Source organism: Ruegeria sp. BC3 (assembly GCF_056539265.1).
Window position 1 is genome coordinate 15,400 of sequence record NZ_JBQFUP010000011.1, and the last position, 25,314, is coordinate 40,713.

Below are 25,314 nucleotides of genomic sequence, written 5' to 3' on the forward strand. Positions count from 1 at the left end.
AGCACTTCAATGCTTGGTGGGCGCCAGATTGGTAATCGTATTAAGAAATTTCATTTAAGTATTACTACATGACATTCTGTTTTATCCACAGTCTGGGCACGCAACACACTGGCTTCCACATGCTTAAGACAGGCGGCTTTTAATTCGAATTTGCTTCACGCGCAGCTTTGGCTCGAAAGTTTGCCAATTTTGACGCGTCAAATCTTGCAGCCCCGGAACCTAATTTTCCAGTGGCGCTTAGACCGTTGACCTCATCCGCGTCGGTGAACTTCCAACCATAGGCTGGGAGATTATCGCCTGCCTCTACATATTGAGCTTCAAATGAATACGTTGCTCTCATTGGAACGAACCCATCCACGAAATTCATCGTCCTCTCTGACGGCGAAATAGAAACTATCCCTGTAAGACGAACTGGCTCGTGAAAGCGTTCTGGATACCAACCTTCCGGCAATCGAACACGAATAAGCTGGTTTGGGCTCGGTGGAGGGGTATGGCTGCACATACCTCGCTCCGGAACCAAGTAAGCGACGTTTGTACCATCAGGATCCGATGGTGCGGGTATCGCATAGCCCGCCAGCTTTATGACTTTTCCGTCAATTTCTGGATTACCAGCCGTGGCGGCTTTCTTTCGTCGCTCCGCAACGACCCATCGTTGTTCAATCAACCAATCAACGTCGATTCCAGCCTTTTGCAGCGGCGTCTCATTTTCCAGAATTTTCGCTTCAAGACTTTTGCGGACATCTTCGGAATGGGCTCCGCCATCCAGTCTGAGCTTTAGTCGGACGACTTCAACAAGACCACTAAGCTGGTCAGGTGTCAGTTCTTTGAATGGATCTGCGTATTCCTGAGATTCTTCATCAATCAGTTCGTTCCAGTCCAACTCAGCGATTTCCGCAGACAACGACGTCGAAATCAAAGAGGCAACACAGACTATTCTCCAAATCTTCATGACTTATCCCTTTCAACCGTATGGCCACTTGGGTGTTGGTCAATGCGTCATCACCTGCCAGCTTAAGACATTAATGGACACTTGGGCTCCAAGCGAAACGCAGCTCAAAGCTCGTTTTTATAGATGACGCCGTCCTTCATAATCAGGTCGAAGTTTTCTTGTGGGTCCCCTACAAGCTCCAAGTTTTCAAGCGGGTTGCCGTCCACAAGAATTAGATCGGCGTATGCGCCATCTCTGATAACGCCGAGTGGACCTTCTTGGTAGGGATGACGGGGGCCACTCATTTCCATTAGGCGGGCATTTTCAGAGGTCGCTATCTTGAGCGCTTGATAAGGCGTCATCCAAGTTCCCAGCCTCACAAGATATTCGCTCTGTTGATACGCCTTTGATGGATCCATGAGTTGATCGGTGCCAAAGGCGAGATTCACGCCAATTTCGACGGCCATTGGGTACAGCGCGTCTACGGCATCGGTCACCTGTTTCCACTTTTTGGCGCTAACTGGGCTGTCCCAAACCATATCGGCCTCAAACATCGCCTGAGGGCTGAGCCAAGCACCTTTTTCCTTCATCAATTCCAGTGTTTCTCTTGATGCAAAGAAGCCGTGCTCAATGCTCATCACGCCATTTTCTATTGAGGTACGGATACCTCTGTCTGTCATCACATGCGCCAAAACATAGGTGTTAAAGTTCGTTGCCTCTTCGACTACCGCACGAATTTCGTCGACCGAATACTCGCTCACATCCAGCGGATCGTATTGGGAAGAGACACCACCACCAGTCGTGATTTTGACCTGAGTAGCACCAAACTTGAGGATTTCTCTGGTTCTCTTTCTGACTTCCGGTACGCCATCAGAAATCATCGCCATCATATTTTTTTCCCAATAACTCAGTTCAGAGTTGGAGTTTCTTGGGTTTTCAAGCAGCGTGTGAAAGTCGGCATGGCCTGACGTTTGGCTCATGAATGGTCCGGAAGGTAAAATGCGGTGACCGGGGTATTCGCCAGCGTCAATTAGTTTCTTGATCGTAAACGGATTTCCGCCAGGGTCTCTAACGGTGGTAAATCCACGCATTAAAGTCTCTTCAGCCCCCTTCATACTGCGAATGGCCACTTCCGACATGTCGCCTTGATTCAACATTAGAACGGATGCAGGGGTGTAGGCATACGTCGTGTGCCAATGGACATCGATCAATCCTGGGATCATCGTGCGACCGCCACCGTCAATCACCACCGTGTTCTCGGCTTCGATTGGGTCGGAAGAAACAGCGGTTATGAGATTATCTTCGATCAAAACGTTAGCATTCTCGATGCGTGCTTCGTTTACCCCGTCAAAAACATGAACATTCGTTATGAGAGTTCTTGTAGAATCCTCTTGAGCGCTCGCCAGCGTTGCCAGCATGCTTGAGATTACCACGCAGAGCGTTGACAATTGATTTTTGCGCATATCTTTCACCCTAGGAATATCAAAGCATTCGATTGTTTAATTTTAACGAAGGTAGCCAACTCTCCGAGGAAAATCGATATGAACTTTTTTAAGGAACTTGGCGAAGGCAAACCGGAGCTTTTTGTGGCAACCGTACGTGAAGCAATGACAGGAGAGGTTTTCGATGGCGACGTGATACAGTTGGGAAAGGGGGCTGACGAAGGCGCAATTCTCACAGCCCGTTTAGGGCTTTCCCGTTTGTCTAGTATCCGCTTCAAGCCCAATGCATTGGTGAGAACCGCACAAAGTGAAAGCTTCGCTAATTTCACTGTACCAATCTGCGCTTCAGAGTTATGGACGGTAAGTGGCGTTCCTTTGGAAGAAAACTCCGTTTTCTTCAATTTCACTGCATCGGAAACCGAGGTAATCGCTCGCAATCGAACTTCGTTATGTGGTCGTGTGCCTTTGCAACGATTTATCGAAGAGGTTCAACTTTTTTCCGGCAGAAACACATCGGATTTTCATGGACCAACGGTTATCGTGAAACTGCCTTATTATTTTCACGCAGCTTTGGTGCGAACACTTAGCTGCATAATGAACCAAGCCGATGGCCAATATACCCAGAGTGATTTGGAGACGCGTCTTGCAAGGACGCTTGCGATATTCTTTGCCTTTTCTGTGAATAGTGGGAATGCACGCAAAGCGACTTGGTCTCAAAAAGTGGGTTTGGTCTCAAAAGCACGAGAGTACTATTCTTCCGCCTTGTCAAAAAAGCCATCAGTGGCGGATCTGTGTCGAGTAACCGCGGTAAGCGCGCCAACATTGATCTCAGCATTTCGCGATGTAACGGGTAAAACACCAGCACGTTTTTTTGCTCTTCAAAGACTGGCCAATGTCCATGATGAACTTGGTCAGGCGTCTCAGCAAAAACCCATGGTGAAGCAAGTGGCGCTCGCTAACGGATTCACCGATCTGGGACGATTTGGGAGCCTGTACAAAAGCATATATGGAATTTTACCATCAGAGCAAATTGAGCGTATTGCACCTATTTGACCGGTTGGCTTTTTAGTCCTGCCGAATACCGATTAATACCAATCTCGGTTCCGATTTAGCAGAGTTCCCTTGACGGATTGCATTGGCACCTCAACGATCTGCCAAACAAAACTATGGATGGGACGGCGGAATGTTTTCATTTTTTTTGAATTTCTACAGGCTCTTAAAAGCGATTGTCCGCTCGTGGAGTAGCCCTAGATTCCGCGGAGCGCTCACCCTTGCAATACTCTTGTTGCTCTCCGGAACTTTGTTTTATGTCAGCGTCGAGGGGTGGTCTTGGGTAGACGCGCTGTACTTCAGTGCAACTACTATTTCTACGGTCGGCCTCAGTGACCTGACGCCCGTAACCGACACAGGAAAACTCTTTACCGTGTTGTATATTTTTGTAGGCGTCGGGGTCTTCATCACGCTGTTTGTACAATTCACACATGCCCTTCTAAGGGACTACGATGAGAAAAAATCGTCAGAGAATTGAAGACTGGAGCAACGGTCTTTCGGTCGTTGCACCCTATTGGGCGCCAGATGTCAAAAGGCTGGTTTGTCCCACATTTGGGGGTTTGCAAAGCCCGACGGTGAAGGTCCGGTTTGGGCTGCCATCAGCCAATCACGAGTACCGCAGAGAATGACTAACTCGTGCCCTGAATACCGGGTGCTCCATTACGCACTAGAACCCGAATTATTCGAAGTCAGCCATAAACGTGACGCAAGGGAGGATGGTCTTTACGGAAGTCAACCTGCGTGATCCTGCATAAGAGTCCTAGCTTAGAACAACGTGTTTGTTGTTTCACTGGAGAGTGCACAGTGACGTGACCGCAGATGCTCAAGTGAGATTCAGGACTGGATCATTGTCAAAGCGGATCGGTCTACACGCTAGTTTCACGCCTTCCGGCCTCATTCGTCTTGTAGCACCGAGCCCGCTTCGGGGCGGAGAAGTACAGACAATACTCGGCGGTGAATACGATCTAGATCGTAATCGGTTAGTTCTAAACCCTCAGTCATCCGCGCTTTGAATGATTGAAAGTCTCCGCGAGTAATCTCGTCACGGTTTTTGTCGTCTCCGGCAAGTTGCTGCGCGAGTTTTTCCTTTCGGAAGTCCAGGAGAAAACGGGAAAATCGAGCGTTCAATTCGGAGTATTGAGGGGACTCCTCGATAGGCGATTTGTTTTTCATCAATTAGGTATCCGATAGCCATGGAACTGCCCGAGCGGTTTTGCTGGGCAAGTACAACATTCTGGTCAGCTTTTGCGTGTGACGCGTATGAGACGATTTGGTTCCATGGCCATAGTCTTGAGATTTTCAGGTTTTGGTCAATAGCGCGAATGTTATCGATGGTCGCCCAACGCAGAACAGTCTCAAAACTCTACAGTAATCTTTTTTATTTTATTTCAAAGCCTTAAGAATCTGTGGGCATTAAAGACCGTTCAACTGGGCGCAAAAATCAACCTTATGGGCTATTTATGCCCACCCAAACAAGCGGGGTGTGGCCGTTCCGTCAGCCGCACTTGGAATGCCCGCAGCTGCGGCAGGTCATACATCCCTCGATCATCACCATGTCAAACTGACCGCAGGACGGGCAGGACTTGCCTCGCGGCGCGTCCATGTTAACCACTTGGGCCTGAGGATCGGATTTCAGCCCCATGCCCTCACCCTCAAGAAAGCCGATATTGATCAAGTGCTGTTCGATCACACCGCCGATGGCGGCCAGGATCGACGGGATATACTTGCCCTGAACCCACGCACCGCCCCTTGGGTCGAACACGGCCTTCAGCTCTTCCACCACGAAAGAAACGTCCCCGCCCCGCCGGAACACAGCCGAGATCATTCGGGTCAGCGCCAGCGTCCAGGCATAGTGCTCCATGTTCTTCGAGTTGATGAACACCTCAAACGGGCGACGTCGCCCACCGATAACGATATCGTTGATCGTCAGATAAATCGCATGCTCGCTGTCGGGCCATTTCAGCTTGTAGGTAGAACCCTCCAGCGACTGCGGGCGGTCCAGCGGTTCGGACATGTAAATTACGTCGCCACCGTCGACCTCATGCGGCGCATTGGCGCTTTCGCCCGGCACTTTGTCGTCGCTTTCCGAAACTGTCAGGACTGAGCCCGTCACATCGTTCGGACGATACGTCGTGCAACCTTTGCAGCCTTGATCCCAAGCCTGCATATAGACGTCCTTGAACGCGTCAAAGCTGATATCTTCGGGGCAGTTGATCGTCTTCGAGATCGAGCTGTCGATCCACTTCTGCGCGGCTGCCTGCATCTTGACGTGATCGGAAGGAGACAGGGTCTGCGCATTCACGAAATAGTCGGGCAGCTCCTTGTCGCCAAACTTGTCGCGCCACATCTGCACGGCATAATCGACGACCTCTTCTTCGGTGCGTGAGCCGTCCTTCTGCAGAACCTTACGCGTATAGGCATAGGCAAAGACAGGTTCGATCCCCGACGACACGTTGCCCGCGTACAGCGAAATCGTCCCCGTAGGTGCGATTGACGTCAGAAGTGCATTGCGAATGCCGTGCTCCCGGATCGCATCGCGCACATCGTCATCCATCTGCAGCATCGTGCCGCTGGCCAGATATTTCTCGGCATCGAACAAGGGGAACGCCCCTTTTTCCTTCGCCAAGTCGACCGACGCCAGGTACGCGGCGCGGGCGATCGCGTGCAACCAGCGCTCTGTCTGACGCGCCGCCTCGTCGGAGCCATATCGCAAGCCCAACATCAGCAGCGCATCCGCCAAGCCGGTAACACCCAACCCGATGCGCCGCTTGGCCTGAGCCTCAGCCGCCTGCTCTGGCAGCGGGAATTTCGACGCATCCACGACGTTGTCCATCATACGAACAGCTGTTGCGACCAATTCCTGCAAAGCCGCCTCGTCCAGATGTGCCGCGCTTTCAAACGGTTCAGCGACAAGACGCGCCAGATTGATCGAGCCCAGCAGGCACGCACCATAAGGCGGCAGCGGCTGCTCACCGCATGGGTTTGTGGCCGCAATAGTTTCAACATAGCTCAGGTTGTTGGCTTGATTGATCCGGTCGATGAAGATCACGCCCGGCTCAGCGTAGTCATAGGTCGCCTGCATGATCTTGTTCCACAGATCACGGGCTTGAACGGTGTGATAGACCTTGTCGCCGAACACCAGTTCCCACGGGCCATCGGCCTTGACGGCCTCCATGAAGGGGTCGGTTACCAGCACCGACATGTTGAACATGCGCAGACGCGCGGGGTCGGATTTGGCGGTAATGAAATGCTCAATATCCGGGTGATCACAGCGCATGGTTGCCATCATCGCCCCGCGTCGCGAACCCGCGGACATGATCGTACGGCACATGGCGTCCCACACATCCATAAAGCTCAGCGGACCGGATGCATCCGCCGCAACGCCTTTCACATCCGCACCGCGCGGTCGGATAGTCGAGAAGTCATAGCCAATGCCGCCGCCTTGCTGCATGGTCAGCGCGGCCTCTTTCAGCATGTCAAAGATACCGCCCATGCTGTCGGGTACGGTGCCCATGACGAAGCAGTTGAACAGGGTCACCTGCCGTGCGGTGCCCGCGCCAGCGGTGATACGCCCAGCAGGGAGGTATTTGAAATCCTCCAGCGCCTCATAGAACTTATCCTCCCAGTGGGCCGGATCCTTCTCTACCCGCGCCAGATCGCGGGCGATGCGCCGCCAACTGTCCTCGACCGTTTGGTCGATGGGCGTACCATCCGCCTGTTTGAAACGGTATTTCATGTCCCAGATCTGCTCGGCGATGGGGGCGGCAAAGCGGCTCATTGGTGATTCCCTGTTCTGAAAGAGGTATCCAGACTATCCCAATTCGCACGCACACCACAACACCTTGATGACGGCCACCATCAGTCTACAATATAAAGATGGTGCGTGGGACGACTCTGTGGGAAAGCTGTGGATAAGTACGTTAATCTCATAAAACTCTCGGTCGGTTCGGAAAGCGTCGACACTCTGATCGCCTGGCAGAACAGCTATCGGCAGCGGTTCGACGATGGTTTGCCGCGTCACGTGACGCGCATGTGGCCCAAACGTGAGGCCGAGATTCTGAATGGCGGATCAATCTATTGGGTCATCAAAGGCGTGATCCAGTGCCGTCAGCGCATCCTACGCCTGGACGAAGTGCGCGGCGAAGACCGTATCCGCCGCTGCGCGATTGTTCTGGACCCAGAGGTTCATCGCACCCAGAACGCCCTGAAGCGTCCGTTCCAGGGCTGGCGCTACCTCAAACCTGAAGATACGCCCGCCGACCTGCCAAAAGGGCGCGAGCAAGACGATGCCCTTCCCGACGACCTGAACCGCGCGCTGGCCGAGATCGGCGTGCTCTAGTCAGCTCAGGCGGTCCAGCAAGTCAGACAGCACCTCTTTGTCTCCGGTTCCGTAAGACGCAACGCGGCTGCGCCACAGCGTGGCTTGCGATTGCAGGATCAGCCCGTCTGACAGAATCTTGAGGTGATTGGCCCGCAGCGTCTCACCGGTCGAGGTGATATCGGCAATCGCTTCGGCGGTTTCGTTCACCACGGTGCCTTCGGTCGCGCCCTGGCTGTCGACCAGCGTGTAATCTGCCACCCCCGCATCCGTCAGAAACTCACGCACCAGACGGTGGTATTTGGTCGCGATCCGCAGCCTGTGCCCATGTGTTTTACGAAACGCTGCAGCCGCCGCATCCAGATCATCCAAAGTCTCTACATCAACCCAACAGGCTGGCGTTGCGATAATCAGATCCGCTTTGCCAAACCCAAGAGCCGAGACTTCTTCGACCTGCTGCTCCCAGCGCGGCAGTTTTTCGTGCACCAAGTCGGTTCCGGTGACACCCAGATGAATGCGTCCGGCGGCCAGTTCGCGCGGGATCTCGCCCGCCGACAGCAGAATCAGCGAGACTCCGTCGATCCCTTCGACCTTGCCCGCATATTCCCGATCCGACCCGCTGCGCGACAGGGTGATGCCGCGCTTTTCGAACCACGAGAAGGTCTTTTCCATCAACCGGCCTTTTGAGGGCACGCCAAGTTTCAGGCTCATTGCGCGGCCTCCTCAATCTCGAGCATCAGGTCCGGGCGCAAAACGCCACCCACGGCAGGGATTTCAGCGCCATCGCCCAACTGACGCGTCAGCGCGTCATAGCGCCCGCCGGTTGCAATCGGAGGCAGGTCGGGGCGGCCTTCGGCATAAAACCCAAAGACGAACCCGTCATAGTACTCCATCGACGTGCGACCGTAAGCGGCTTCGAAATCCAACGTCTCGACATCAACTCCACGCGCCTGCAATGCGGCGATCCGGGCCTCAAGCCGATCCAAAGCAGGCGTGATCTGTGGCAGATCGACCGCTACATCGCGCAGCTGCTCAAGCGCAAAGGGCATGGTTTCCCGCACACCCAACAGCGACTCCAGCCCGGCCAGTTCGTTGTCTGAAATCGGAGGCGTTTCCCGATCTGCGCGCAGGGCTTCGATCCGCCCCTCGATCTCAGCAGCGCGCCGCTTGCCGATCATCGGCGCGTCGAAGCCCATTGGATCGGCAGACTCCAGCAGTTTGGTCCGATGCTCGGGCTCGGGTTTACGACCAGCAAACCGATCCAAGAGAATGCGGAAGCGACGCGGGCGCCACAGGTGCCGCATCAAGGCCGCCTTGCGGCGATCCGTCGTGCGCAGGCCCTGAACGGCTGCGGTCAAAATGCCGATGTCACCGGTTGCCGCGCGCAAGGGCAATCCACGCAGCTGCAAGGCAAACAGCGAGAACACCTCGGCATCGGCACCGGCTGGGTCATTGCGGTCAAAGACCTCGTACCCAACCTGAATATACTCGTTCGAACGATCCGGGTCATGCTCCTGCCGGCGGAATACTTCGCCTGAATAGGTGTATCGCGCGGGCTCAGCCCCCTCGCTCATGTGCATCTGTACAACCGGCATGGTGAAATCCGGGCGCAGCATCTGTTCACCGCGAAGCGCGTCCGAGGTCACATAGGCACGCGCGCGGATATCCTCGCCATAGAGGTCCAGCAGCGTTTCCGCCGGTTGCAAAAGCGGAGGGTCCACGACCTGCGCGCCTGCGGCCTCGAACCGGACGCGCATCATCGCGGCGCGGGCCTGTATCTGGGAACGGTTGGCCATGGCTCAGTCCTGACTGTCCAGAATTTCGCGCACCTTGGCGACTAGATCGCCGCGCGGCACTTCGAACTGGCTGGGGCGTTCTTTCCATTCCTCCAGCGTGGCGCTTTCGGCGATTTTCGCGCCGAGGATCAGGTCTTTGATCTGGACGATGCCATTTGCCTTTTCGTCACCACCCTCGATCACAGCAATCGGAGAATTGCGCTTGTCCGCATATTTCAGTTGGTTGCCGAAGTTCTTGGGGTTGCCCAGATAGACCTCGGCCCGGATACCCGCATTGCGCAGCTCCGCCACCATCGCCTGATAATCGGCCATGCGGTCCCGATCCATGACGGTGACAACCACGGGGCCTGTGGCCTGCGCCGCGATCCGGCCCTTTTCGCGCAAGGCAGCCAGCAGCCGGTCGACGCCGATGGAGACACCGGTCGCAGGCACCTCTTGTCCGGTGAAGCGCTTGACCAGATCGTCATATCGCCCACCGCCCGAGACCGAGCCGAACTGCCGCTTGCGGCCCTTCTCGTCGAAAATCTCGAAGGTCAGTTCTGCCTCATAAACCGGCCCGGTGTAGTAACCCAGGCCACGCACGACCGAAGGGTCGATCTCGATCCGATCCGCCCCATAACCACCCGCATCCAGCAGCGCACCGATCTGCTCCAACTCGGCAATCCCGTCGGCACCGATTTTGCTGTCACCCACAGCCGCGCGCAGGTTGGCCAAAGTTCCAGCGGTGTCAGCAGCCTTAGAGGTCAGGAAGGCGATCACCGGCTCAGCCTGGTCATCGCTCAGGCCAACTCCGTCGATGAAAGCACCCGAGGCATCCAGACGGCCCTTGGTCAGCAATTCGCGCACGCCCTGCTCGCCCACCTTGTCGAACTTGTCGATGGTGCGCAGAACGTTGTCGCGGGCGGCTGCGTCTTCACCCAGACCCATCGCCTCAAGCACGCCGTTCAAAACCTTGCGGTTGTTGACGCGCACCAGATAGTCGCCGCGGGGAATGCCGACGGTTTCCAGAGTGTCCGACAGCATGGCGCAAATCTCGGCATCCGCAGCCATCGAGGCCGTGCCCACCGTATCCGCATCACACTGATAAAACTGGCGATACCGCCCCGGCCCCGGCTTCTCGTTCCGCCAGACCGGCCCCATCGCGTAACGGCGATAAGGCGTCGGAAGGTCGTTGCGGTGCTGGGCATAAACGCGAGCCAGGGGCGCGGTCAGATCATAACGCAGGGCCATCCAGTCGCCCTTGTCGATCTCATCGACCTCCTGCCATGCGAACACGCCTTCGTTCGGGCGGTCCACGTCGGGCAGAAACTTGCCCAGCGCCTCGACGGTTTCCACCGCGCTGCTTTCCAGGGCGTCGAACCCGTATCGATGATAGACGTTCGCAATAGCCCGCAGCATCTCGGTGCGCTGCGTGACTTCCTGGCCGAAATAGTCGCGGAACCCTTTGGGCGTAATTGCCTTGGGGCGGGGCTGTTTCTTGGGCTTGGCCATCGGGGGCGTCCTTCACGGGTCATGTTCCGCGCGCGGTCTATCCCATGGCCCGCATCGGGGCAAGGCGCGGTTTCGCTGGCCTTGGCTTTGCCAGCCCGCTATGACCGTCTCCGAAGGAGATCCCCATGCAGCATCTGGAAGAGCAGATCGCCCACCTAACCCGCACGGTCGAAGAGCTGAATACCGTTGTTACAGGCCAACAAGGCGAGATCGACCGCCTGACCCGCCGCGTCGAGATGCTGTTGCAGCGCGAGGCCGAACGGGCGCAGGAAGGTTCGGGCGGGGTCGTGTTCGGAGACGAACGCCCGCCGCATTATTGAGAAGTCATAGCCCCAGCGTCACTTTGACCGCGTTGTCGACCACTCCGCCCAAAAGGGCATCCTTATCCGCGGCGCACCCCTCGGACAGCGCGGCTATGAAGGTTTCGCGCAGTTGGGCCTTTTCCTCATCGGTGGCCGCATGATCTTCGATGTTGATCTGGCGGTTATAGAGAGACAGGGCCGTCATCTTTCCTACAACAGTCACGACAAATTCTTCGTCCCCATCTGCCTCTTCCGCGATTGAGGCGCAGGTATAGTGCATCAGGGGCAGTACTTCCTGTACCATCTGATCCGCTGCCTCATCGGCCATCACCGCCGCAGGAAGAGACAAGGCTGCCGCGCAAGCGAAGGTTTTGAATGTCTTGATCCGCATCACAATCACTTCCAGTTATGTCCGATGATAGCGCCGGCGACACCGCCGATTGCAGCGCCTTTGCCGTCACCGACCAATGCGCCCACGCCCGCGCCGATCAGCGCGCCTTCGATGGTTTTCTTTTTCTTCTTGTCATCCGCCAGCCCGGCCGAAGCCATCGCTACCGAAGCGACAATGGCCAAAGTAAATGCTCTGAAACCAATACCAGAGTGTGTCATATCGGAACCCTCCTATGACAGTCTTCAAATGGATATGGGATCAGCCTAGCGGCGGGATTTGCCTGTGGCAACAAAACGCTGTGTCAGATTTCCTCGACCGACATGACGCCGTCCAGCGATTTGATCGCCCCTTTGATTTGCGGGTTGATCGGGAAGTCCTGCCCCAGATCCATCTCGACATCGCCGGGCAGACCCGGGTCCAGCAAGCACAGATGGATCGGCCCTTTCGATGCGCTTTTGGCGGCGCCGGCGGCGTCTTCCAGCACTTTGGCGACGGTCGGCAGAACCTGTGGCTGATCGACGAAAATGCGCAGGCCGGTCGCGCCAGCCTCGGCAACGACCGAATCCACCGGACCGACAGAGCGGCCCAGCAGTTTCAACTGATCGGCCTCCATCGTCGCCTCGGCGGTCAGAACCACTTGCGCGCCGGTTTCCAGAAACTCACGGCTTTTCTCCAGCGTTTCCGAGAACAGCGTCACCTCGTACGCACCGGTCGGATCGGACAGCTGAGCAAAGGCAAACCGGTTACCACGCGCGGATTTGCGTTCCTGCCGTCCGGCAACGACACCTGCCATTTTGGCGATCAACGGACCCGAGCGCGCCTTTTCGGTCACCTCGTCCAGCGTAAGCACCTGCTTGCGCTTCAACGCAGGCATGTAGTCGTCCAGCGGGTGGCCAGAAAGGTAGAAACCGATGGCCTTGAACTCTTCGCTCAACCGTTCCGCCGGAAGCCAGTCGGGCGAAGGTGACAAGCGCGGTTCGGGCAGATCGTCGCCGGCCTCGCCAAATAGCGAAACCTGGTTCGAGTTTTTCTGGTCGTGGATGGCCGCAGAATACTGCACCAGTAGGTCCAGGCTTTCGAACACACGGCGGCGGTTTTTGTCGAGCTGATCAAAGGCCCCGGCCCGCGCCATCATCTCAAGCGGACGTTTCCCGACCTTCTTCAAATCAACGCGGCGGGCGAAGTCGAACAAGTTGACGAACGGCTTATTCTCGCGCCCCTCGACCACAAGGTTCATCGCCTCGACGCCCACGTTCTTGAGCGCGCCCAGCGCATAGACCAGATGCCCATCGACCACGTCGAACGTCGCCAAGGATCGGTTCACGCAAGGCGGCACATAGGGCAACTCCAGCCCCTTGCGGACCTCTTCGAAATAAACGGCCAGCTTGTCGGTCAAATGAATATCGCAGTTCATGACACCCGCCATGAACTCAACCGGATGGTTCGCTTTCAACCAGCCCGTTTGATAACTGACCACCGCATAGGCAGCCGCGTGGGATTTGTTGAAGCCGTAGTTCGCAAACTTCTCCAGCAGGTCGAAGACTTCGGATGCCTTCTTCGCATCCACACCATTCTCGCCAGCGCCCTTCTCGAACTTGGGGCGTTCGGCGTCCATCGCCTCTTTGATCTTCTTACCCATCGCGCGGCGCAACAGGTCCGCGCCGCCAAGGCTGTAACCCGCCATGACCTGCGCGATCTGCATCACCTGTTCCTGATAAACGATGATACCTTGGGTTTCCTCAAGGATATGGTCGATCAGCGGATGCACGGATTCGATCTTGCGCAGCCCGTTCTTGACCTCGCAATAGGTCGGGATGTTCTCCATCGGGCCCGGGCGGTAGAGCGCCACGAGGGCCACGATATCCTCGATGCACGTGGGCTTCATCCGCTTGAGCGCATCCATCATGCCCGAGGATTCCACCTGGAACACCGCCACGGTTTTGGCCGCCGAATAGAGCTTATACGTCGCCTCATCATCCAGCGGGATGGCGTTGATCTGGTTTTCCGCTCCCTCGGCTGGCTCGTAAAGCTCGGTGCCGTCCGCCGCGACGTGCAAGGGGCGCCCGGATTTAAAGATGATGTCCATCGCGTTCTGGATGACTGTTAAAGTCTTTAGGCCCAGAAAGTCGAACTTCACCAGCCCGGCCTGTTCTACCCACTTCATGTTGAACTGGGTGGCAGGCATGTCGGACCGTGGGTCCTGATAGAGCGGCACCAACGCGTCCAGCGGACGGTCCCCGATCACCACCCCGGCCGCGTGGGTCGAAGCGTTTCTCAGCAACCCTTCGACCTGCTGGCCGTAGGTGAGCAGCCGGTCAACGACCTCTTCGTTCCGGGCTTCTTCGCGCAGGCGCGGTTCGTCTTTCAGTGCCTTCTCAATCGAAACCGGTTTGACGCCCTCGACCGGGATCATCTTCGACAGACGATCCACCTGCCCATACGGCATCTGCAGCACGCGACCGATGTCGCGCACGGCGGCCTTGGACAGCAGAGCACCAAAGGTGATGATCTGCCCTACCTTGTCGCGCCCGTATTTCTGCTGCACGTAGCGGATCACCTCTTCCCGTCGGTCCATGCAGAAGTCGATATCGAAGTCGGGCATAGAGACCCGCTCGGGGTTCAGGAACCGTTCGAACAGCAGCGAATAGCGCAGCGGGTCAAGGTCGGTGATCGTCAGCGCGTAGGCCACCAGTGAGCCCGCACCCGAGCCCCGCCCCGGCCCAACCGGAATGTCGTGATCCTTGGCCCACTGGATGAAGTCCGCAACGATCAGGAAATAGCCGGGGAAGCCCATGCCCTCGATGATGCCGAGTTCGAAATCCAGCCGTTCCTGATATTCCTCGGGCGTCACCGCATGAGGGATCACGGCCAGACGCTTCTGCAAGCCCTCGTTGGCAATGCGGCGCAGCTCGGCGACTTCGTCATCTGCGAATTTCGGCAGGATCGGATCGCGGCGATAAGCCATGAAAGCGCAGCGTTTGGCGATCTCGACCGTGTTCTCAATCGCCTCTGGCAGGTCGGCGAACAGGGTCGCCATCTCTTGCTGTGACTTGAAATAGTGCTGCGCGGTCAGGCGACGGCGACCTTCCTGCTGGTCCACATAAGCGCCCTCGGAGATGCAGATCAGCGCATCATGGGCCTCATACATATCGGTGGTCGGGAAATAGACGTCATTGGTGGCGACCAAAGGCAGGTTCTTGGCATAGGCCATCTCGACATGGCCGCGCTCGGTCAAACGTTCGGCCTCGGGCTGGCCGCCTTCGCCGGGATGGCGTTGTAGTTCGATGTACAGCCGATCCGGGAACATCGCCGCCAAGCGATCCACCAAGGCCTCGGCCGCTGGGCGCTGGCCTTGCTGCAACAGCATCCCGACCGGACCATCCGGCCCGCCGGACAAGCAGATCAGGCCATCTGAACGCTGTGCCAACTCTTCCAAAGTCACCTGCGGCAACTGCCCGCCCTTGTCCACATAAAGGCACGAGCTGAGCTTCATCAGGTTCTCGTAGCCAACCTCGGACTGGGCCAGTAGCACCAGCGGCGCGGGTGCTTTGGGCTTTTCGCCCGGCTGCGCCTGCACATATGTCAGATCAATCTGACACCCCATGATCGGCTGCACCCCTGCCCCGCTGGCCGTGACCGAGAATTCCAACGCCGAGAACATAGAATTGGTGTCCGTCACCGCGACGGCGGGCATCTCCATCTTCTCACAGAGGCTCGGCAGCTTTTTCAGCCGCACGGCCCCTTCCAAAAGGGAATATTCGGTGTGAACGCGGAGGTGAATGAATCGAGGAGAACTGCTCATAATCGCCACGCTATCTCAGCCGGGCGCGGGGCAAAAGCAGGAACCGCAGCTTCGGGATGCCTAAAAGATAAGCTTTGATTATTCGGCTTTTCCAGAAGGTGCTTCGAAGATCACCAGCAATCAAATGGAAAAAGCTCTGTAGTTTCAAACGCGTGTAGATTACATGCGGATGACGGACACGCGCCGTCAGCGTCCTATGGTGTATCAAATAGGCAGTTTTTCTTGCCAGACAAGCTGCCCTGTTTCTAACATCTGACGGCAAGCACTTCGCCCGCCACTCTTTCTACGTCGCATCGAAGGAGGGCCACAGGGGCGCAACCGGGTAAGGCGACGGGTTTCTCGAATGAATATCACGTTTCTTCTGAACGGAGAGACAGTGGAGCTGTCGGATGTCAATCCGACCGCGACCTTGCTGGATTGGCTGCGTGAGGATCGCGGCCTGACCGGCACAAAAGAAGGCTGCAACGAGGGCGATTGCGGGGCCTGCACCGTCATGGTGACCGACGAGGACGGCCACAAAGCGCTGAACTCCTGCATCCTGTTCCTGCCGCAACTGCATGGCAAAGCCGTACGCACGGTCGAAGGCGCAAGCGGCCCCAACGGCGAGGCGCACCCGGTGCAACAGGCAATGGTCGATCTGCACGGCTCGCAATGTGGCTTCTGCACCCCCGGTTTTGTTATGTCGATGGTCGCAGGGCACGCGAATGGCGCGACGGATCATGACACACAGCTTGCCGGAAACCTGTGCCGCTGCACTGGCTACGCCCCGATCATTCGGGCGGCTGAAGCGGCCGAAGAACAGCCGGTGCCCGTTTGGGTCAAGGACAAGCCGGTTGCAACGCGTGTCACATCGCCGTTGTTGCCCGACTCGTCCGACGAGCTGGCTGAGGTCTACGCCGCTCACCCCGATGCAACTCTGGTCGCTGGAGCGACCGATGTGGGGCTATGGGTCACCAAACAGTTGCGCGATCTCGATCCGGTCATCTTTCTAAACCGCTGTGATGATCTGAAAAAGATCACGCTCACCGAAGAAGAAATCCGCTTTGGTGCCATGGTCGACATGAACCGCATGGGCGAAGCGTTGGCCGATCTCCACCCGTCCTATGCTGAGATGGTCCGCCGCTATGCCAGCGTTCAGGTCCGCCACGCGGCGACTGTAGGCGGCAACATCGCCAATGGCTCACCCATCGGAGACAACCCGCCTGCCCTAATTGCCCTTGGCGCGACCCTTCATCTGCGCAAAGGCGACACGCGTCGTTCCATTCCGTTGGAAGAGTTCTTCATCGACTACGGCAAGCAAGACCGCGCGCCCGGCGAATTCGTCGAGGCGGTCAGCTTTGCGCGTCAGGCTGATCGGTTGAAAGTCTACAAGCTCAGCAAGCGGTTCGATCAGGATATCTCGGCCGTTTGTGGGTGTTTCAATCTTACCGTTACGGACGGCGCTGTCACCGAAGCGCGCATCGCGTTCGGCGGTATGGCTGGCATCCCCAAACGGGCAACCCATGTTGAGGCCGCACTGATCGGCAAACCCTGGACGCGCGAGACGATCGGCGCCGCGCTGCCAGCCTTTGCCGAAGATTACTCACCACTCACTGACATGCGCGCCTCGGCCAACTATCGGTTGGAAACCGCCAAAGCTATGCTCGAGCGATACTTCCTTGAGGATCAGGGCGAAGTGACCAACGTGTTGGAGGTGTCGGCATGAGCGTGACCAAACCTCTTCCCCATGACGCCGCCCCTCTGCATGTCTCTGGCTCGGCGCGCTATGTGGATGACATCCCGACGCCCAAGGGCAGCCTGCATCTGGCCTTTGGTCTAAGCCCCATCGCCAAGGGCGCGATCACCGCAATGGACTTATCGGCTGTGAAAGCCGCCGACGGGGTTGTTATGGTGATGACAGCTGAGGATCTGCCTTTTGCTAACGATGTCTCTCCTTCGATCCATGACGAACCGTTGCTGTCGGACGGAACCGTTCACTATATCGGCCAACCGGTGTTTCTGGTCGTCGCCACAAGTCATCTGGCCGCCCGAAAAGCGGCGCGATTGGGCAAGATCGACTATGCCGAGGAAACACCGATCCTGACGGTCGAAGAGGCGCTTGCCGCCGACAGCCGGTTCGAAGACGGCCCACGCATCTACGCAAAGGGCGATGCGGATGCGGCCATCGCGGGTGCAGCCCATTTCATCGAAGGCACTTTCGAGATCGGCGGGCAAGAGCATTTCTACCTCGAAGGTCAGGCCGCCTTGGCCGTGTCGAATGAGGGTGCGGATATGCTGGTGCATAGCTCAACCCAGCACCCGACCGAGATTCAGCACAAGGTAGCCGATGCTTTGGGCGTCCCGATGCACGCCGTCCGGGTCGAAACCCGCCGTATGGGCGGAGGGTTCGGTGGCAAGGAAAGCCAAGGCAACGCGCTGGCTGTGGCCTGCGCCATAGCTGCGCGCGCGACCGGCAAGGCCTGCAAGATGCGCTATGACCGCGATGATGACATGATCATCACCGGCAAGCGCCACGCGTTCCGCATCGCTTACAAGGCCGGGTTTGATGAGAACGGGCACATTCAGGGCGTATCCTTCCACCACTACGCGATCTGCGGCTGGGCGCAGGATCTGTCCTTGCCCGTTGCGGACCGCGCAATGCTGCATTCGGACAACGCCTATCTGTTGCCCAATGCGCGGATTGAAAGCCACCGGCTCAAGACCAATACCCAATCCGCCACCGCCTATCGCGGGTTTGGCGGTCCACAGGGGATGGTTGGCATCGAGCGCGTCATGGATCACGCCGCGCATGAATTGGGTCTGGACCCGGTCGAGCTGCGCCGCCGGAACTACTACGAACCGGCACATAAAGTCGCTGAGACGCGGCCAGCAGAGAAACCACTGGGTCACCCCGACCCGCACGAAGACCTGACCAGCCGGGGCGCAGTTGAAATGGGCGACGCGCCAGTGCGCCCTCTGCCCGCAGGCGGCAACACTACGCCGTACGGGATGGAGGTCAGCGATTTCGAACTGCACGGGATGACCGAAGCTCTGCTGAAAACCAGTGACTATGTCGCGCGCAAGGCTGCGATCCATAAATGGAACGCTGAAAACAGAGTGATCAAGAAAGGCATCGCCTTCTCTCCGGTCAAGTTCGGGATTTCGTTTACGCTGACCCACCTGAACCAGGCGGGTGCGCTGGTGCACGTGTATCAGGACGGCTCGGTCCACCTAAACCATGGCGGGACCGAGATGGGTCAGGGCCTGTTCCAGAAGGTCGCACAGGTCGCCGCGTCGCGCTTTGGTATTCCGCTGGAGATGGTCAAGATCACCGCCACGGATACCGCAAAGGTGCCCAACACCTCGGCGACAGCCGCATCGTCGGGTAGCGACCTGAACGGGATGGCCGTGAAAGCCGCCTGCGACACGATCCGCGACCGAATGACGGACTATCTGGCCGAACGGCATCAGGCCGATCCTTCGACGGTGTCGTTCTCGGACGGTTACGTCTCAGTCGGCGAAGAGCGTTACACCTTCGCCGAAGCCGCCGCGCTGGCCTATCAGGGCCGCATAAGCCTTTCGGCTACAGGCTTCTACAAAACGCCCAAGATCGAGTGGGACCGGATCAAAGGTCGTGGTCGCCCGTTTTTCTACTTTGCATACGGCGCTTCGGTCACCGAGGTGGCCGTGGACACCCTGACCGGCGAGAACCGCATTCTGCGCACCGATATCCTGCATGACGCTGGCGCTTCGCTGAACCCGGCACTGGATATCGGGCAGGTTGAAGGCGGCTATGTGCAGGGCGCAGGCTGGCTGACAACCGAAGAGCTGGTCTGGGACGGCAAGGGCAACCTGCGCACGCACGCGCCCTCGACCTACAAAATCCCAGCCTGTTCGGACCGGCCAGACGTATTCAACGTCGCGCTTTGGGATGCCGAAAACCGAGAAGAGACGATCTATCGCTCGAAAGCGGTCGGAGAGCCGCCCTTTATGCTGGGCATTTCCGCCTGGCTCGCCCTGTCAAACGCGGTGGCGGCCTGCGGGGGCAGCTATCCGGCATTGGATGCCCCTGCCACGGCCGAACAGGTCTGGCATGGCGTCCAAAGGTTTAAAGGAGGCACCTGATGGGATTTGACCTGGAGGCTTTGAGGGAGGCGGTCAAAACTCACGGACGCGTGGTCCGGGTGGTTGTCGCCGGGATCAAGGGGTCATCCCCCCGCGAGGTCGGCGCCGCAATGCTTGTTTGGGAGGACGGCCAGAGCGGCACGATCGGGGGCGGCACTTTGGAGTACCAGGCGGCTGAAGCCGCGCGGATCCAATCCGCACCGTCCCGCCTGACCCATCACGCGCTTGGTCCTGACATGGGGCAATGCTGCGGCGGCGCGGTATCGTTGTTGAGCGAGGTGTATGACCCGCAATCCGTTGGCGATCTGGACGACACAGTCATCGCGCGCCCGACGGCCACTGGCGATATGCCACTATCAGTCAAACGTCTGATGGCATCGGCCCGGGGTCAGGGGATCGCACCCGATCCGCAGTTGATCGACGGATGGATGGTCGAGCCTGTTCACAAGCCAACTCGCAACTTGTGGATCTGGGGCGCGGGCCACGTTGGCCGTGCGTTGGTCGACGTTCTGGCCCCGCTGCCCGATCTGTCGATCACATGGGTCGATACCGGGCCAGAGCGGTTTCCGCAGGCCGTCCCAAACTGTGTCACCACGGTTCCCGCGGCCAAACCTGCCGAGTTGGTCCGCCATGCACCGCGCGATGCCGAGCATCTTGTGCTTACTTATTCACACAATCTGGACCTGGAACTGTGCAATAGGCTGCTTTCGTATGATTTCCGCTTTGCTGGCTTGATTGGCTCGGCTACGAAATGGGCGCGATTCCGGTCCCGGCTGGCTGCGTTGGGGCACACGCCCGAACGGATCAGCCGGATCACCTGCCCAATCGGGGATCCAGCCCTGGGCAAACACCCGCAGATGATCGCGGTTGGTGTCGCGGCGCAGCTTTTGCGCCCTGCCCGGCAGAATGAAAGAAAGAAGGACCTGAGCGCGTGACCACTCCACTTCTAAGCTTACAAGGGCTGACCAAAGCCTATCCCGGCGTCGTGGCCAACGACCAAGTGTCCTTTGATATCGGTGAGGGCGAAGTTCACGCCCTGCTGGGCGAAAACGGCGCGGGAAAGTCCACGCTGGTCAAGATGATCTATGGGTTGGTGAAACCCGACAACGGCACGATGCTGCTGCGCGGCCAACCCTTTGCCCCACCAGAACCACGCGCGGCCCGAGCCGATGGTATCGCGATGGTGTTTCAGCACTTCTCGCTGTTCGATGCGCTGAACGTGGCCGAGAACATCGCTCTGGGAATGGAAAACCCGCCTCCGATGGGTGATCTGGCGTCGCGTATCCGCGAAGTGTCCGAGACTTATGGCTTGCCTCTGGACCCCTACCGTACCGTGGGTGACCTGTCTGCGGGCGAGCGTCAGCGGGTCGAGATCATCCGCTGCCTGCTGCAGGACCCAAAGCTTTTGATCATGGATGAGCCGACCTCGGTTCTGACCCCTCAGGAAGTCGAGATCCTGTTCCAGACTTTGAACAAATTGCGCTCCGAGGGGACCTCAATCCTCTATATCTCGCACAAGCTGGAAGAGATCCGCACCTTGTGTGACCACGCCACGATCTTGCGCTTGGGCAAGAATGTGGGCGAATGCGTGCCCTCCGAGACCTCGGCAAGGGACATGGCCGAAATGATGGTGGGATCGACCCTGCAAACGCCTGAACGATCCGGGCGCGAGTTTGGCGAGGTTGCGTTGGATGTCAGTGGGCTGTCGGTGCCCTCGCCCTCAGAATTCGGAACGGCGTTGAAGAACGTTCACATGACGGTCCGCAAGGGCGAGGTTCTGGGCGTCGGTGGCGTTGCTGGCAACGGGCAGGACGAACTGCTGGGCGTACTGTCAGGCGAGATCACCACAGCGGCCGATGCGATCAAGTTCAACGGTCAGCCGATCGGCAAACTGGGGCCGACGGCACGTCGTAAGCTGGGTGTTCTGACTGCGCCCGAAGAACGGCTTGGTCACGCGGCTGCGCCGGACATGAGCCTGACCGAAAACGCCCTGCTGACCGGATCGGTTCGCGAAGGGCTTGAAAACAATGGCTTCCTGAAATGGGCCGAGACCAAGAGCTTTGCCGAAAGGATCATCAGCGCCTTTGATGTCCGTACGCCTGGTCCCGAAAACGCAGCACGTTCATTGTCGGGCGGTAATCTGCAGAAGTTCGTGATTGGACGCGAGGTTCTGCAAAACCCCGATGTACTGGTGGTGAACCAACCGACTTGGGGTGTGGACGCGGCCGCTGCGGCGGCGATCCGGCAAGCTATTCTGGATCTGGCCGCCAAGGGAACAGCGGTGATCTGTATCAGCCAGGATCTGGATGAGCTGATGGAAATCTCGGACAGCTTTGCTGCTCTGAACGAGGGCCGGCTGAGCGCCCCGCGCGAAACCACGGGCCTGACCGTAGACGAGATCGGCCTGATGATGGGCGGCGCCCATGGGATGGAGGTCGCCCATGTCTAAGACAAATCAAAAAAGAAGTAAGAACAGGGGGATGAGCGGGTGATTGTATTGGAGAAACGGCCTCAGCCGTCCAAGGCTTGGTCCTATGCCACCCCTGTGGTTGCAGTGCTGGCGACGATGGTATTTGGCGGCATCTTGTTCGCAATATTGGGGAAGAACCCGGTCGAAGCGATCGGCACCATTTTCTGGGAGCCCCTGTTTGGCGAGTTCGCCTTTTACTACCGCCCGCAATTGCTGGTGAAGGGCGCGCCGCTGGTGTTGATTGCCATTGGCCTGTCTTTGGGTTTTCGTGCCGGTATCTGGAACATCGGGGCCGAGGGCCAGTACATCATGGGCGCTATCTTTGGCGCTGCGGCTGGTCTGGCGTTCTATCCGCTGGATGCGTTCTACATTTTCCCGATCATGGTGATCGCAGGCGCGTTTGGCGGCTGGCTATGGGCGATGATCCCGGCCTTTCTGAAGGTGCGCTTTGGTACGAATGAGATCCTCGTCTCGCTGATGCTGGTCTATGTGGCCGAGCAGATGTTGGCCTCGGTTTCGCTGGGTCTGCTGAAGAACCCAGAAGGGTTCGGCTTTCCCGGCTCACGCAACCTACAGTCCTATGAGAGTGCGCATAACGCCGAGCTGATCGCCGGGTCGGGGATGCATTGGGGCGTTGTGACTGCGCTGATTGCTGTGATCTTTGCCTATATCCTGTTGAACCGGCATATGCTGGGCTTCCACATCCGTTTGACGGGCGAGGCCCCTCGGGCTGCCAAGTTCGCTGGTGTGAACCCTGCCCGTCTGATCCTGTTTTGTCTGGGCCTGTCCGGCGCTCTGGCCGGTCTGGCGGGGATGTTCGAGGTCTCGGGTCCTTCGGGCGTGGTCAGCATCGACTTTAACGTAGGCTATGGCTTCACCGCGATCATCGTGGCCTTTCTGGGCCGTCTGCACCCAGTGGGTATCCTGCTGGCCGGTGGCTTGATGGCGCTGACCTATATCGGCGGTGAAATCGCGCAATCGCAGCTTGGTCTGCCTGCCGCGGCCATTCAGGTGTTTCAGGGAATGCTCCTGTTCTTCCTGCTGGCTTTCGATCTTCTGACAAACTACCGCATCCGTGCGGCCCGTAGCGAGGTAGCGTAATATGGACCTTGGTGAGATTAACCCCGTCCTTCTGGTCGCCTCGTTGATGGTGGCCGCAACCCCCCTGCTGTTGGCCGCGATCGGAGAGCTGGTCGTCGAAAAAGCAGGCGTTCTGAACCTCGGCGTCGAGGGCATGATGATCGTCGGCGCGATCAGCGGCTTTGCGATCTCGGTCGAGACTGGATCGCCCTGGCTGGGCTTTATCGCAGCAGCCATAGGCGGCGCAGTGCTGTCCTTGCTGTTTGTGCTGCTGACACAGGTGGCGCTGGCCAACCAAGTCGCCAGTGGCCTTGCGCTGACCCTGTTTGGCCTGGGCTTTAGCGCCCTGCTGGGTCAAAGCTATGTGGGGATCAAACCGCCCAGCATGGGCGACATCCACATCCCGGTGATTAGCGATATTCCGGTTATCGGACCAATCCTGTTCCAGCATGATCCGATCCTTTATGTCGGGATCGCCCTGACGGCGGCCGTCTGGGCAACGCTGAAATACACCCGCGTTGGCCTGATCCTGCGCGCGGTGGGTGAAAACCACGATGCAGCGCACGCACTCGGCTACAAGGTCATCAAAATCCGCATCATGGCAATCCTGTTTGGTGGAGCCTGCGCAGGCCTTGGTGGCGCCTATATCAGCCTGATCCGCGTCCCGCAGTGGACCGAAGGCATGACCGCCGGTGTCGGCTGGATCGCCCTTGCACTGGTGGTGTTTGCCAGTTGGAAGCCATGGCGGGCGCTGTTGGGTGCCTATTTGTTCGGCGGTATCACCGTATTGCAGCTTAATTTGCAGGCAGCGGGCGTTGCTATTCCGGTCGAGTATCTGGCAATGTCGCCCTACATCATCACGATCCTTGTGCTTGTGATCCTTTCGGCCGACAAGAGCAGCGCACCTGCCTCACTGGGCCGGACCTTCCATGCCTCGCACTAGGGGCCAACTGAACCAACTTGGGGAGTAACACATGAAATTCACTACACTTCTGACCAGCGCCGCCATGGCTCTGGGTCTGGCGACCGGAGCCATGGCCGAAGACAAGACCAAAGTCGGTTTCGTCTATGTCGGCCCCGTGGGCGACGGCGGTTGGACCTATGAGCACAACAAGGGCCGTCTGGCTGTCGAAGAGCATTTTGGCGACAAGGTCGAAACCGTGTTCGTTGAATCGGTACCCGAAGGCCCGGACGCGGAACGCGTGATGACGCAGATGGCGCTGGAAGGGGCTGACCTGATCTTCACCACCTCGTTTGGCTACATGGACCCGACCATCAACGTCGCCAAGAAATTCCCGGACGTGAAGTTCGAGCACGCCACCGGTTATAAAACCGCCGACAACGTCTCGGTCTACTCGGCTCGTTTCTACGAAGGTCGCGCTGTTCAGGGCCACATCGCCGGCAACATGACCAAGTCGAACATCATCGGCTACATCGGGTCCTACCCGATCCCCGAAGTGATCCGCGGTATCAACTCGGCGTACATCCACGCCAAGAAGGTGAACCCGGATGTCGAGTTCAAAATCGTTTGGGCTTACACTTGGTTCGACCCGGCGAAAGAGGCGGACGCCGCCACCGTTCTGATCGAACAGGGCGCAGACGTTATCCTGCAGCACACCGACTCGACCGCACCGCAGGCGGCTGCGCAAGAGGCAGGCAACGTTGTCACCTTTGGCCAGGCCTCGGACATGAGCGAATACGCTCCGTTCCCGCGCGTCTCGTCGATCATTGACGACTGGGCCCCCTACTACATCGCCCGCACCCAGGCTGTCATGGACGGCACATGGGAAAGCGCGAACACCTGGGACGGTATCCGTGAAGGCATGGTCGCAATCGGTGAGATCACTGACGCCGTTCCGGCTGATGTCAAAGAAGAAGCCCTGGCTCTAAAAGCAGCCATGGCTGCTGGTGAATACCACCCCTTCACCGGCCCGATCAAAAAGCAAGACGGCAGCGACTGGCTGGCCGACGGCGAAACCGCTGATGACGGCACGCTGGCGGGCATGAACTTCTATGTCGAAGGGCTGGAAGGCGAAATTCCGCAGTAAGGCGCTTTAAATCCTAGGAAATCGAAAAGGCCCGCATCGTTATGCGGGCCTTTTTTGACTGTTTTAAAGCACTCGGAAAGACTCACGGTGTA

The 25,314-nt window shown here is 57.9% G+C and carries 21 protein-coding genes; 11 read left to right on the forward strand and 10 right to left on the reverse strand.

Annotated features, from left to right (window positions below; translation table 11 throughout):
* Positions 1 to 139: 139 nt before the first annotated feature.
* The gene (locus ACR0MV_RS20315; protein ID WP_480703494.1) at positions 140 to 949 is read right to left on the reverse strand and encodes a DUF3299 domain-containing protein; all 810 of its coding nucleotides are present in this window, start codon (positions 947 to 949) and stop codon (positions 140 to 142) included.
* A 104-nt stretch (positions 950 to 1,053) separates the two neighbouring features.
* Positions 1,054 to 2,391, reverse strand: coding sequence for a metal-dependent hydrolase family protein (locus ACR0MV_RS20320; protein ID WP_480703495.1), 1,338 nt, complete (start codon positions 2,389 to 2,391; stop codon positions 1,054 to 1,056).
* A 78-nt stretch (positions 2,392 to 2,469) separates the two neighbouring features.
* On the opposite strand from ACR0MV_RS20320, the gene ACR0MV_RS20325 reads away from it, so the two are divergent.
* Positions 2,470 to 3,423: a helix-turn-helix domain-containing protein gene (locus ACR0MV_RS20325; protein WP_480703497.1), complete on the forward strand. Its 954-nt coding sequence runs from the start codon at positions 2,470 to 2,472 to the stop codon at positions 3,421 to 3,423.
* Between the two features lie 130 nt (positions 3,424 to 3,553).
* Positions 3,554 to 3,898: a potassium channel family protein gene (locus tag ACR0MV_RS20330; protein WP_480703498.1), complete on the forward strand. Its 345-nt coding sequence runs from the start codon at positions 3,554 to 3,556 to the stop codon at positions 3,896 to 3,898.
* 416 nt (positions 3,899 to 4,314) lie between these two features.
* Here ACR0MV_RS20330 and ACR0MV_RS20335 read toward each other — a convergent pair whose 3' ends face one another.
* Positions 4,315 to 4,593, reverse strand: a complete 279-nt coding sequence (locus ACR0MV_RS20335; protein ID WP_170332125.1) for a hypothetical protein — start codon at positions 4,591 to 4,593, stop codon at positions 4,315 to 4,317.
* A gap of 322 nt (positions 4,594 to 4,915) precedes the next feature.
* Positions 4,916 to 7,198: an adenosylcobalamin-dependent ribonucleoside-diphosphate reductase gene (locus ACR0MV_RS20340; protein ID WP_480703499.1), complete on the reverse strand. Its 2,283-nt coding sequence runs from the start codon at positions 7,196 to 7,198 to the stop codon at positions 4,916 to 4,918.
* A 129-nt stretch (positions 7,199 to 7,327) separates the two neighbouring features.
* On the opposite strand from ACR0MV_RS20340, the gene ACR0MV_RS20345 reads away from it, so the two are divergent.
* Complete coding sequence (locus ACR0MV_RS20345) at positions 7,328 to 7,759, forward strand: DUF1489 family protein (protein WP_170423180.1); 432 nt, start codon at positions 7,328 to 7,330, stop codon at positions 7,757 to 7,759.
* Here ACR0MV_RS20345 and hisG read toward each other — a convergent pair whose 3' ends face one another.
* Genes hisG through hisS form a run of 3 tightly spaced genes read right to left on the reverse strand, consistent with a single transcriptional unit; the run spans position 7,760 to position 11,025 of the window.
* Complete coding sequence (gene hisG / locus ACR0MV_RS20350) at positions 7,760 to 8,449, reverse strand: ATP phosphoribosyltransferase (protein ID WP_480703500.1); 690 nt, start codon at positions 8,447 to 8,449, stop codon at positions 7,760 to 7,762. It abuts the gene before it with no gap.
* Entirely contained in the window at positions 8,446 to 9,534 is a 1,089-nt protein-coding gene (locus tag ACR0MV_RS20355; protein WP_480703501.1) for an ATP phosphoribosyltransferase regulatory subunit, read from the reverse strand. The genes hisG and ACR0MV_RS20355 overlap by 4 nt, the downstream gene beginning before the upstream one ends.
* A gap of 3 nt (positions 9,535 to 9,537) precedes the next feature.
* A complete protein-coding gene (gene hisS, locus ACR0MV_RS20360; protein ID WP_480703502.1) occupies positions 9,538 to 11,025 on the reverse strand; it encodes a histidine--tRNA ligase in 1,488 nt (495 codons plus the stop codon).
* 125 nt (positions 11,026 to 11,150) lie between these two features.
* On the opposite strand from hisS, the gene ACR0MV_RS20365 reads away from it, so the two are divergent.
* Entirely contained in the window at positions 11,151 to 11,345 is a 195-nt protein-coding gene (locus ACR0MV_RS20365; protein ID WP_480703503.1) for a SlyX family protein, read from the forward strand.
* Positions 11,346 to 11,349: 4 nt separating this feature from the next.
* Here the strand turns inward: ACR0MV_RS20365 and ACR0MV_RS20370 are convergent, their stop codons facing one another.
* From ACR0MV_RS20370 to dnaE, 3 genes are all read right to left on the reverse strand, one after another.
* A complete protein-coding gene (locus tag ACR0MV_RS20370; protein ID WP_170423190.1) occupies positions 11,350 to 11,718 on the reverse strand; it encodes a hypothetical protein in 369 nt (122 codons plus the stop codon).
* 5 nt (positions 11,719 to 11,723) lie between these two features.
* The gene (locus tag ACR0MV_RS20375) at positions 11,724 to 11,936 is read right to left on the reverse strand and encodes a YMGG-like glycine zipper-containing protein (RefSeq protein WP_170423192.1); all 213 of its coding nucleotides are present in this window, start codon (positions 11,934 to 11,936) and stop codon (positions 11,724 to 11,726) included.
* A gap of 83 nt (positions 11,937 to 12,019) precedes the next feature.
* The gene (gene dnaE, locus ACR0MV_RS20380; protein ID WP_480703504.1) at positions 12,020 to 15,520 is read right to left on the reverse strand and encodes a DNA polymerase III subunit alpha; all 3,501 of its coding nucleotides are present in this window, start codon (positions 15,518 to 15,520) and stop codon (positions 12,020 to 12,022) included.
* A gap of 343 nt (positions 15,521 to 15,863) precedes the next feature.
* Between dnaE and xdhA the strand changes: the two genes are divergently transcribed.
* From xdhA to ACR0MV_RS20415, 7 genes are read left to right on the forward strand one after another with little or no spacing between them, the layout of a single operon-like run.
* Positions 15,864 to 17,225, forward strand: coding sequence for a xanthine dehydrogenase small subunit (gene xdhA, locus ACR0MV_RS20385; protein ID WP_480703505.1), 1,362 nt, complete (start codon positions 15,864 to 15,866; stop codon positions 17,223 to 17,225).
* The gene (gene xdhB, locus ACR0MV_RS20390) at positions 17,222 to 19,624 is read left to right on the forward strand and encodes a xanthine dehydrogenase molybdopterin binding subunit (protein WP_480703507.1); all 2,403 of its coding nucleotides are present in this window, start codon (positions 17,222 to 17,224) and stop codon (positions 19,622 to 19,624) included. The genes xdhA and xdhB overlap by 4 nt, the downstream gene beginning before the upstream one ends.
* Positions 19,624 to 20,559, forward strand: a complete 936-nt coding sequence (xdhC, locus tag ACR0MV_RS20395) for a xanthine dehydrogenase accessory protein XdhC (protein WP_480703508.1) — start codon at positions 19,624 to 19,626, stop codon at positions 20,557 to 20,559. Before xdhB ends, xdhC begins: the two co-directional genes overlap by 1 nt.
* Complete coding sequence (locus ACR0MV_RS20400; RefSeq protein ID WP_480703509.1) at positions 20,556 to 22,073, forward strand: ABC transporter ATP-binding protein; 1,518 nt, start codon at positions 20,556 to 20,558, stop codon at positions 22,071 to 22,073. The genes xdhC and ACR0MV_RS20400 overlap by 4 nt, the downstream gene beginning before the upstream one ends.
* 39 nt (positions 22,074 to 22,112) lie before the next feature.
* A complete protein-coding gene (locus tag ACR0MV_RS20405; protein ID WP_170423204.1) occupies positions 22,113 to 23,195 on the forward strand; it encodes an ABC transporter permease in 1,083 nt (360 codons plus the stop codon).
* Between the two features lies 1 nt (position 23,196).
* A complete protein-coding gene (locus ACR0MV_RS20410; RefSeq protein ID WP_170423206.1) occupies positions 23,197 to 24,117 on the forward strand; it encodes an ABC transporter permease in 921 nt (306 codons plus the stop codon).
* Between the two features lie 31 nt (positions 24,118 to 24,148).
* On the forward strand, positions 24,149 to 25,222 hold the full coding sequence (locus tag ACR0MV_RS20415) for a BMP family ABC transporter substrate-binding protein (protein ID WP_480703510.1): 1,074 nt from the start codon (positions 24,149 to 24,151) through the stop codon (positions 25,220 to 25,222).
* Positions 25,223 to 25,314 lie beyond the last annotated feature (92 nt).

What these genes read in the sequence shown, in the direction of transcription:
- ACR0MV_RS20315 (WP_480703494.1), bottom strand. Translation starts at nt 949, where the DNA reads ATGAAGATTTGGAGAATAGTCTGTGTTGCCTCTTTGATTTCGACGTCG.
- ACR0MV_RS20320 (WP_480703495.1), bottom strand. Translation starts at nt 2,391, where the DNA reads ATGCGCAAAAATCAATTGTCAACGCTCTGCGTGGTAATCTCAAGCATG.
- ACR0MV_RS20325 (WP_480703497.1), top strand. Translation starts at nt 2,470, where the DNA reads ATGAACTTTTTTAAGGAACTTGGCGAAGGCAAACCGGAGCTTTTTGTG.
- ACR0MV_RS20330 (WP_480703498.1), top strand. Translation starts at nt 3,554, where the DNA reads ATGTTTTCATTTTTTTTGAATTTCTACAGGCTCTTAAAAGCGATTGTC.
- ACR0MV_RS20335 (WP_170332125.1), bottom strand. Translation starts at nt 4,593, where the DNA reads ATGAAAAACAAATCGCCTATCGAGGAGTCCCCTCAATACTCCGAATTG.
- ACR0MV_RS20340 (WP_480703499.1), bottom strand. Translation starts at nt 7,198, where the DNA reads ATGAGCCGCTTTGCCGCCCCCATCGCCGAGCAGATCTGGGACATGAAA.
- hisG (WP_480703500.1), bottom strand. Translation starts at nt 8,449, where the DNA reads ATGAGCCTGAAACTTGGCGTGCCCTCAAAAGGCCGGTTGATGGAAAAG.
- ACR0MV_RS20355 (WP_480703501.1), bottom strand. Translation starts at nt 9,534, where the DNA reads ATGGCCAACCGTTCCCAGATACAGGCCCGCGCCGCGATGATGCGCGTC.
- hisS (WP_480703502.1), bottom strand. Translation starts at nt 11,025, where the DNA reads ATGGCCAAGCCCAAGAAACAGCCCCGCCCCAAGGCAATTACGCCCAAA.
- ACR0MV_RS20365 (WP_480703503.1), top strand. Translation starts at nt 11,151, where the DNA reads ATGCAGCATCTGGAAGAGCAGATCGCCCACCTAACCCGCACGGTCGAA.
- ACR0MV_RS20370 (WP_170423190.1), bottom strand. Translation starts at nt 11,718, where the DNA reads ATGCGGATCAAGACATTCAAAACCTTCGCTTGCGCGGCAGCCTTGTCT.
- ACR0MV_RS20375 (WP_170423192.1), bottom strand. Translation starts at nt 11,936, where the DNA reads ATGACACACTCTGGTATTGGTTTCAGAGCATTTACTTTGGCCATTGTC.
- dnaE (WP_480703504.1), bottom strand. Translation starts at nt 15,520, where the DNA reads ATGAGCAGTTCTCCTCGATTCATTCACCTCCGCGTTCACACCGAATAT.
- xdhA (WP_480703505.1), top strand. Translation starts at nt 15,864, where the DNA reads ATGAATATCACGTTTCTTCTGAACGGAGAGACAGTGGAGCTGTCGGAT.
- xdhB (WP_480703507.1), top strand. Translation starts at nt 17,222, where the DNA reads ATGAGCGTGACCAAACCTCTTCCCCATGACGCCGCCCCTCTGCATGTC.
- xdhC (WP_480703508.1), top strand. Translation starts at nt 19,624, where the DNA reads ATGGGATTTGACCTGGAGGCTTTGAGGGAGGCGGTCAAAACTCACGGA.
- ACR0MV_RS20410 (WP_170423206.1), top strand. Translation starts at nt 23,197, where the DNA reads ATGGACCTTGGTGAGATTAACCCCGTCCTTCTGGTCGCCTCGTTGATG.
- ACR0MV_RS20415 (WP_480703510.1), top strand. Translation starts at nt 24,149, where the DNA reads ATGAAATTCACTACACTTCTGACCAGCGCCGCCATGGCTCTGGGTCTG.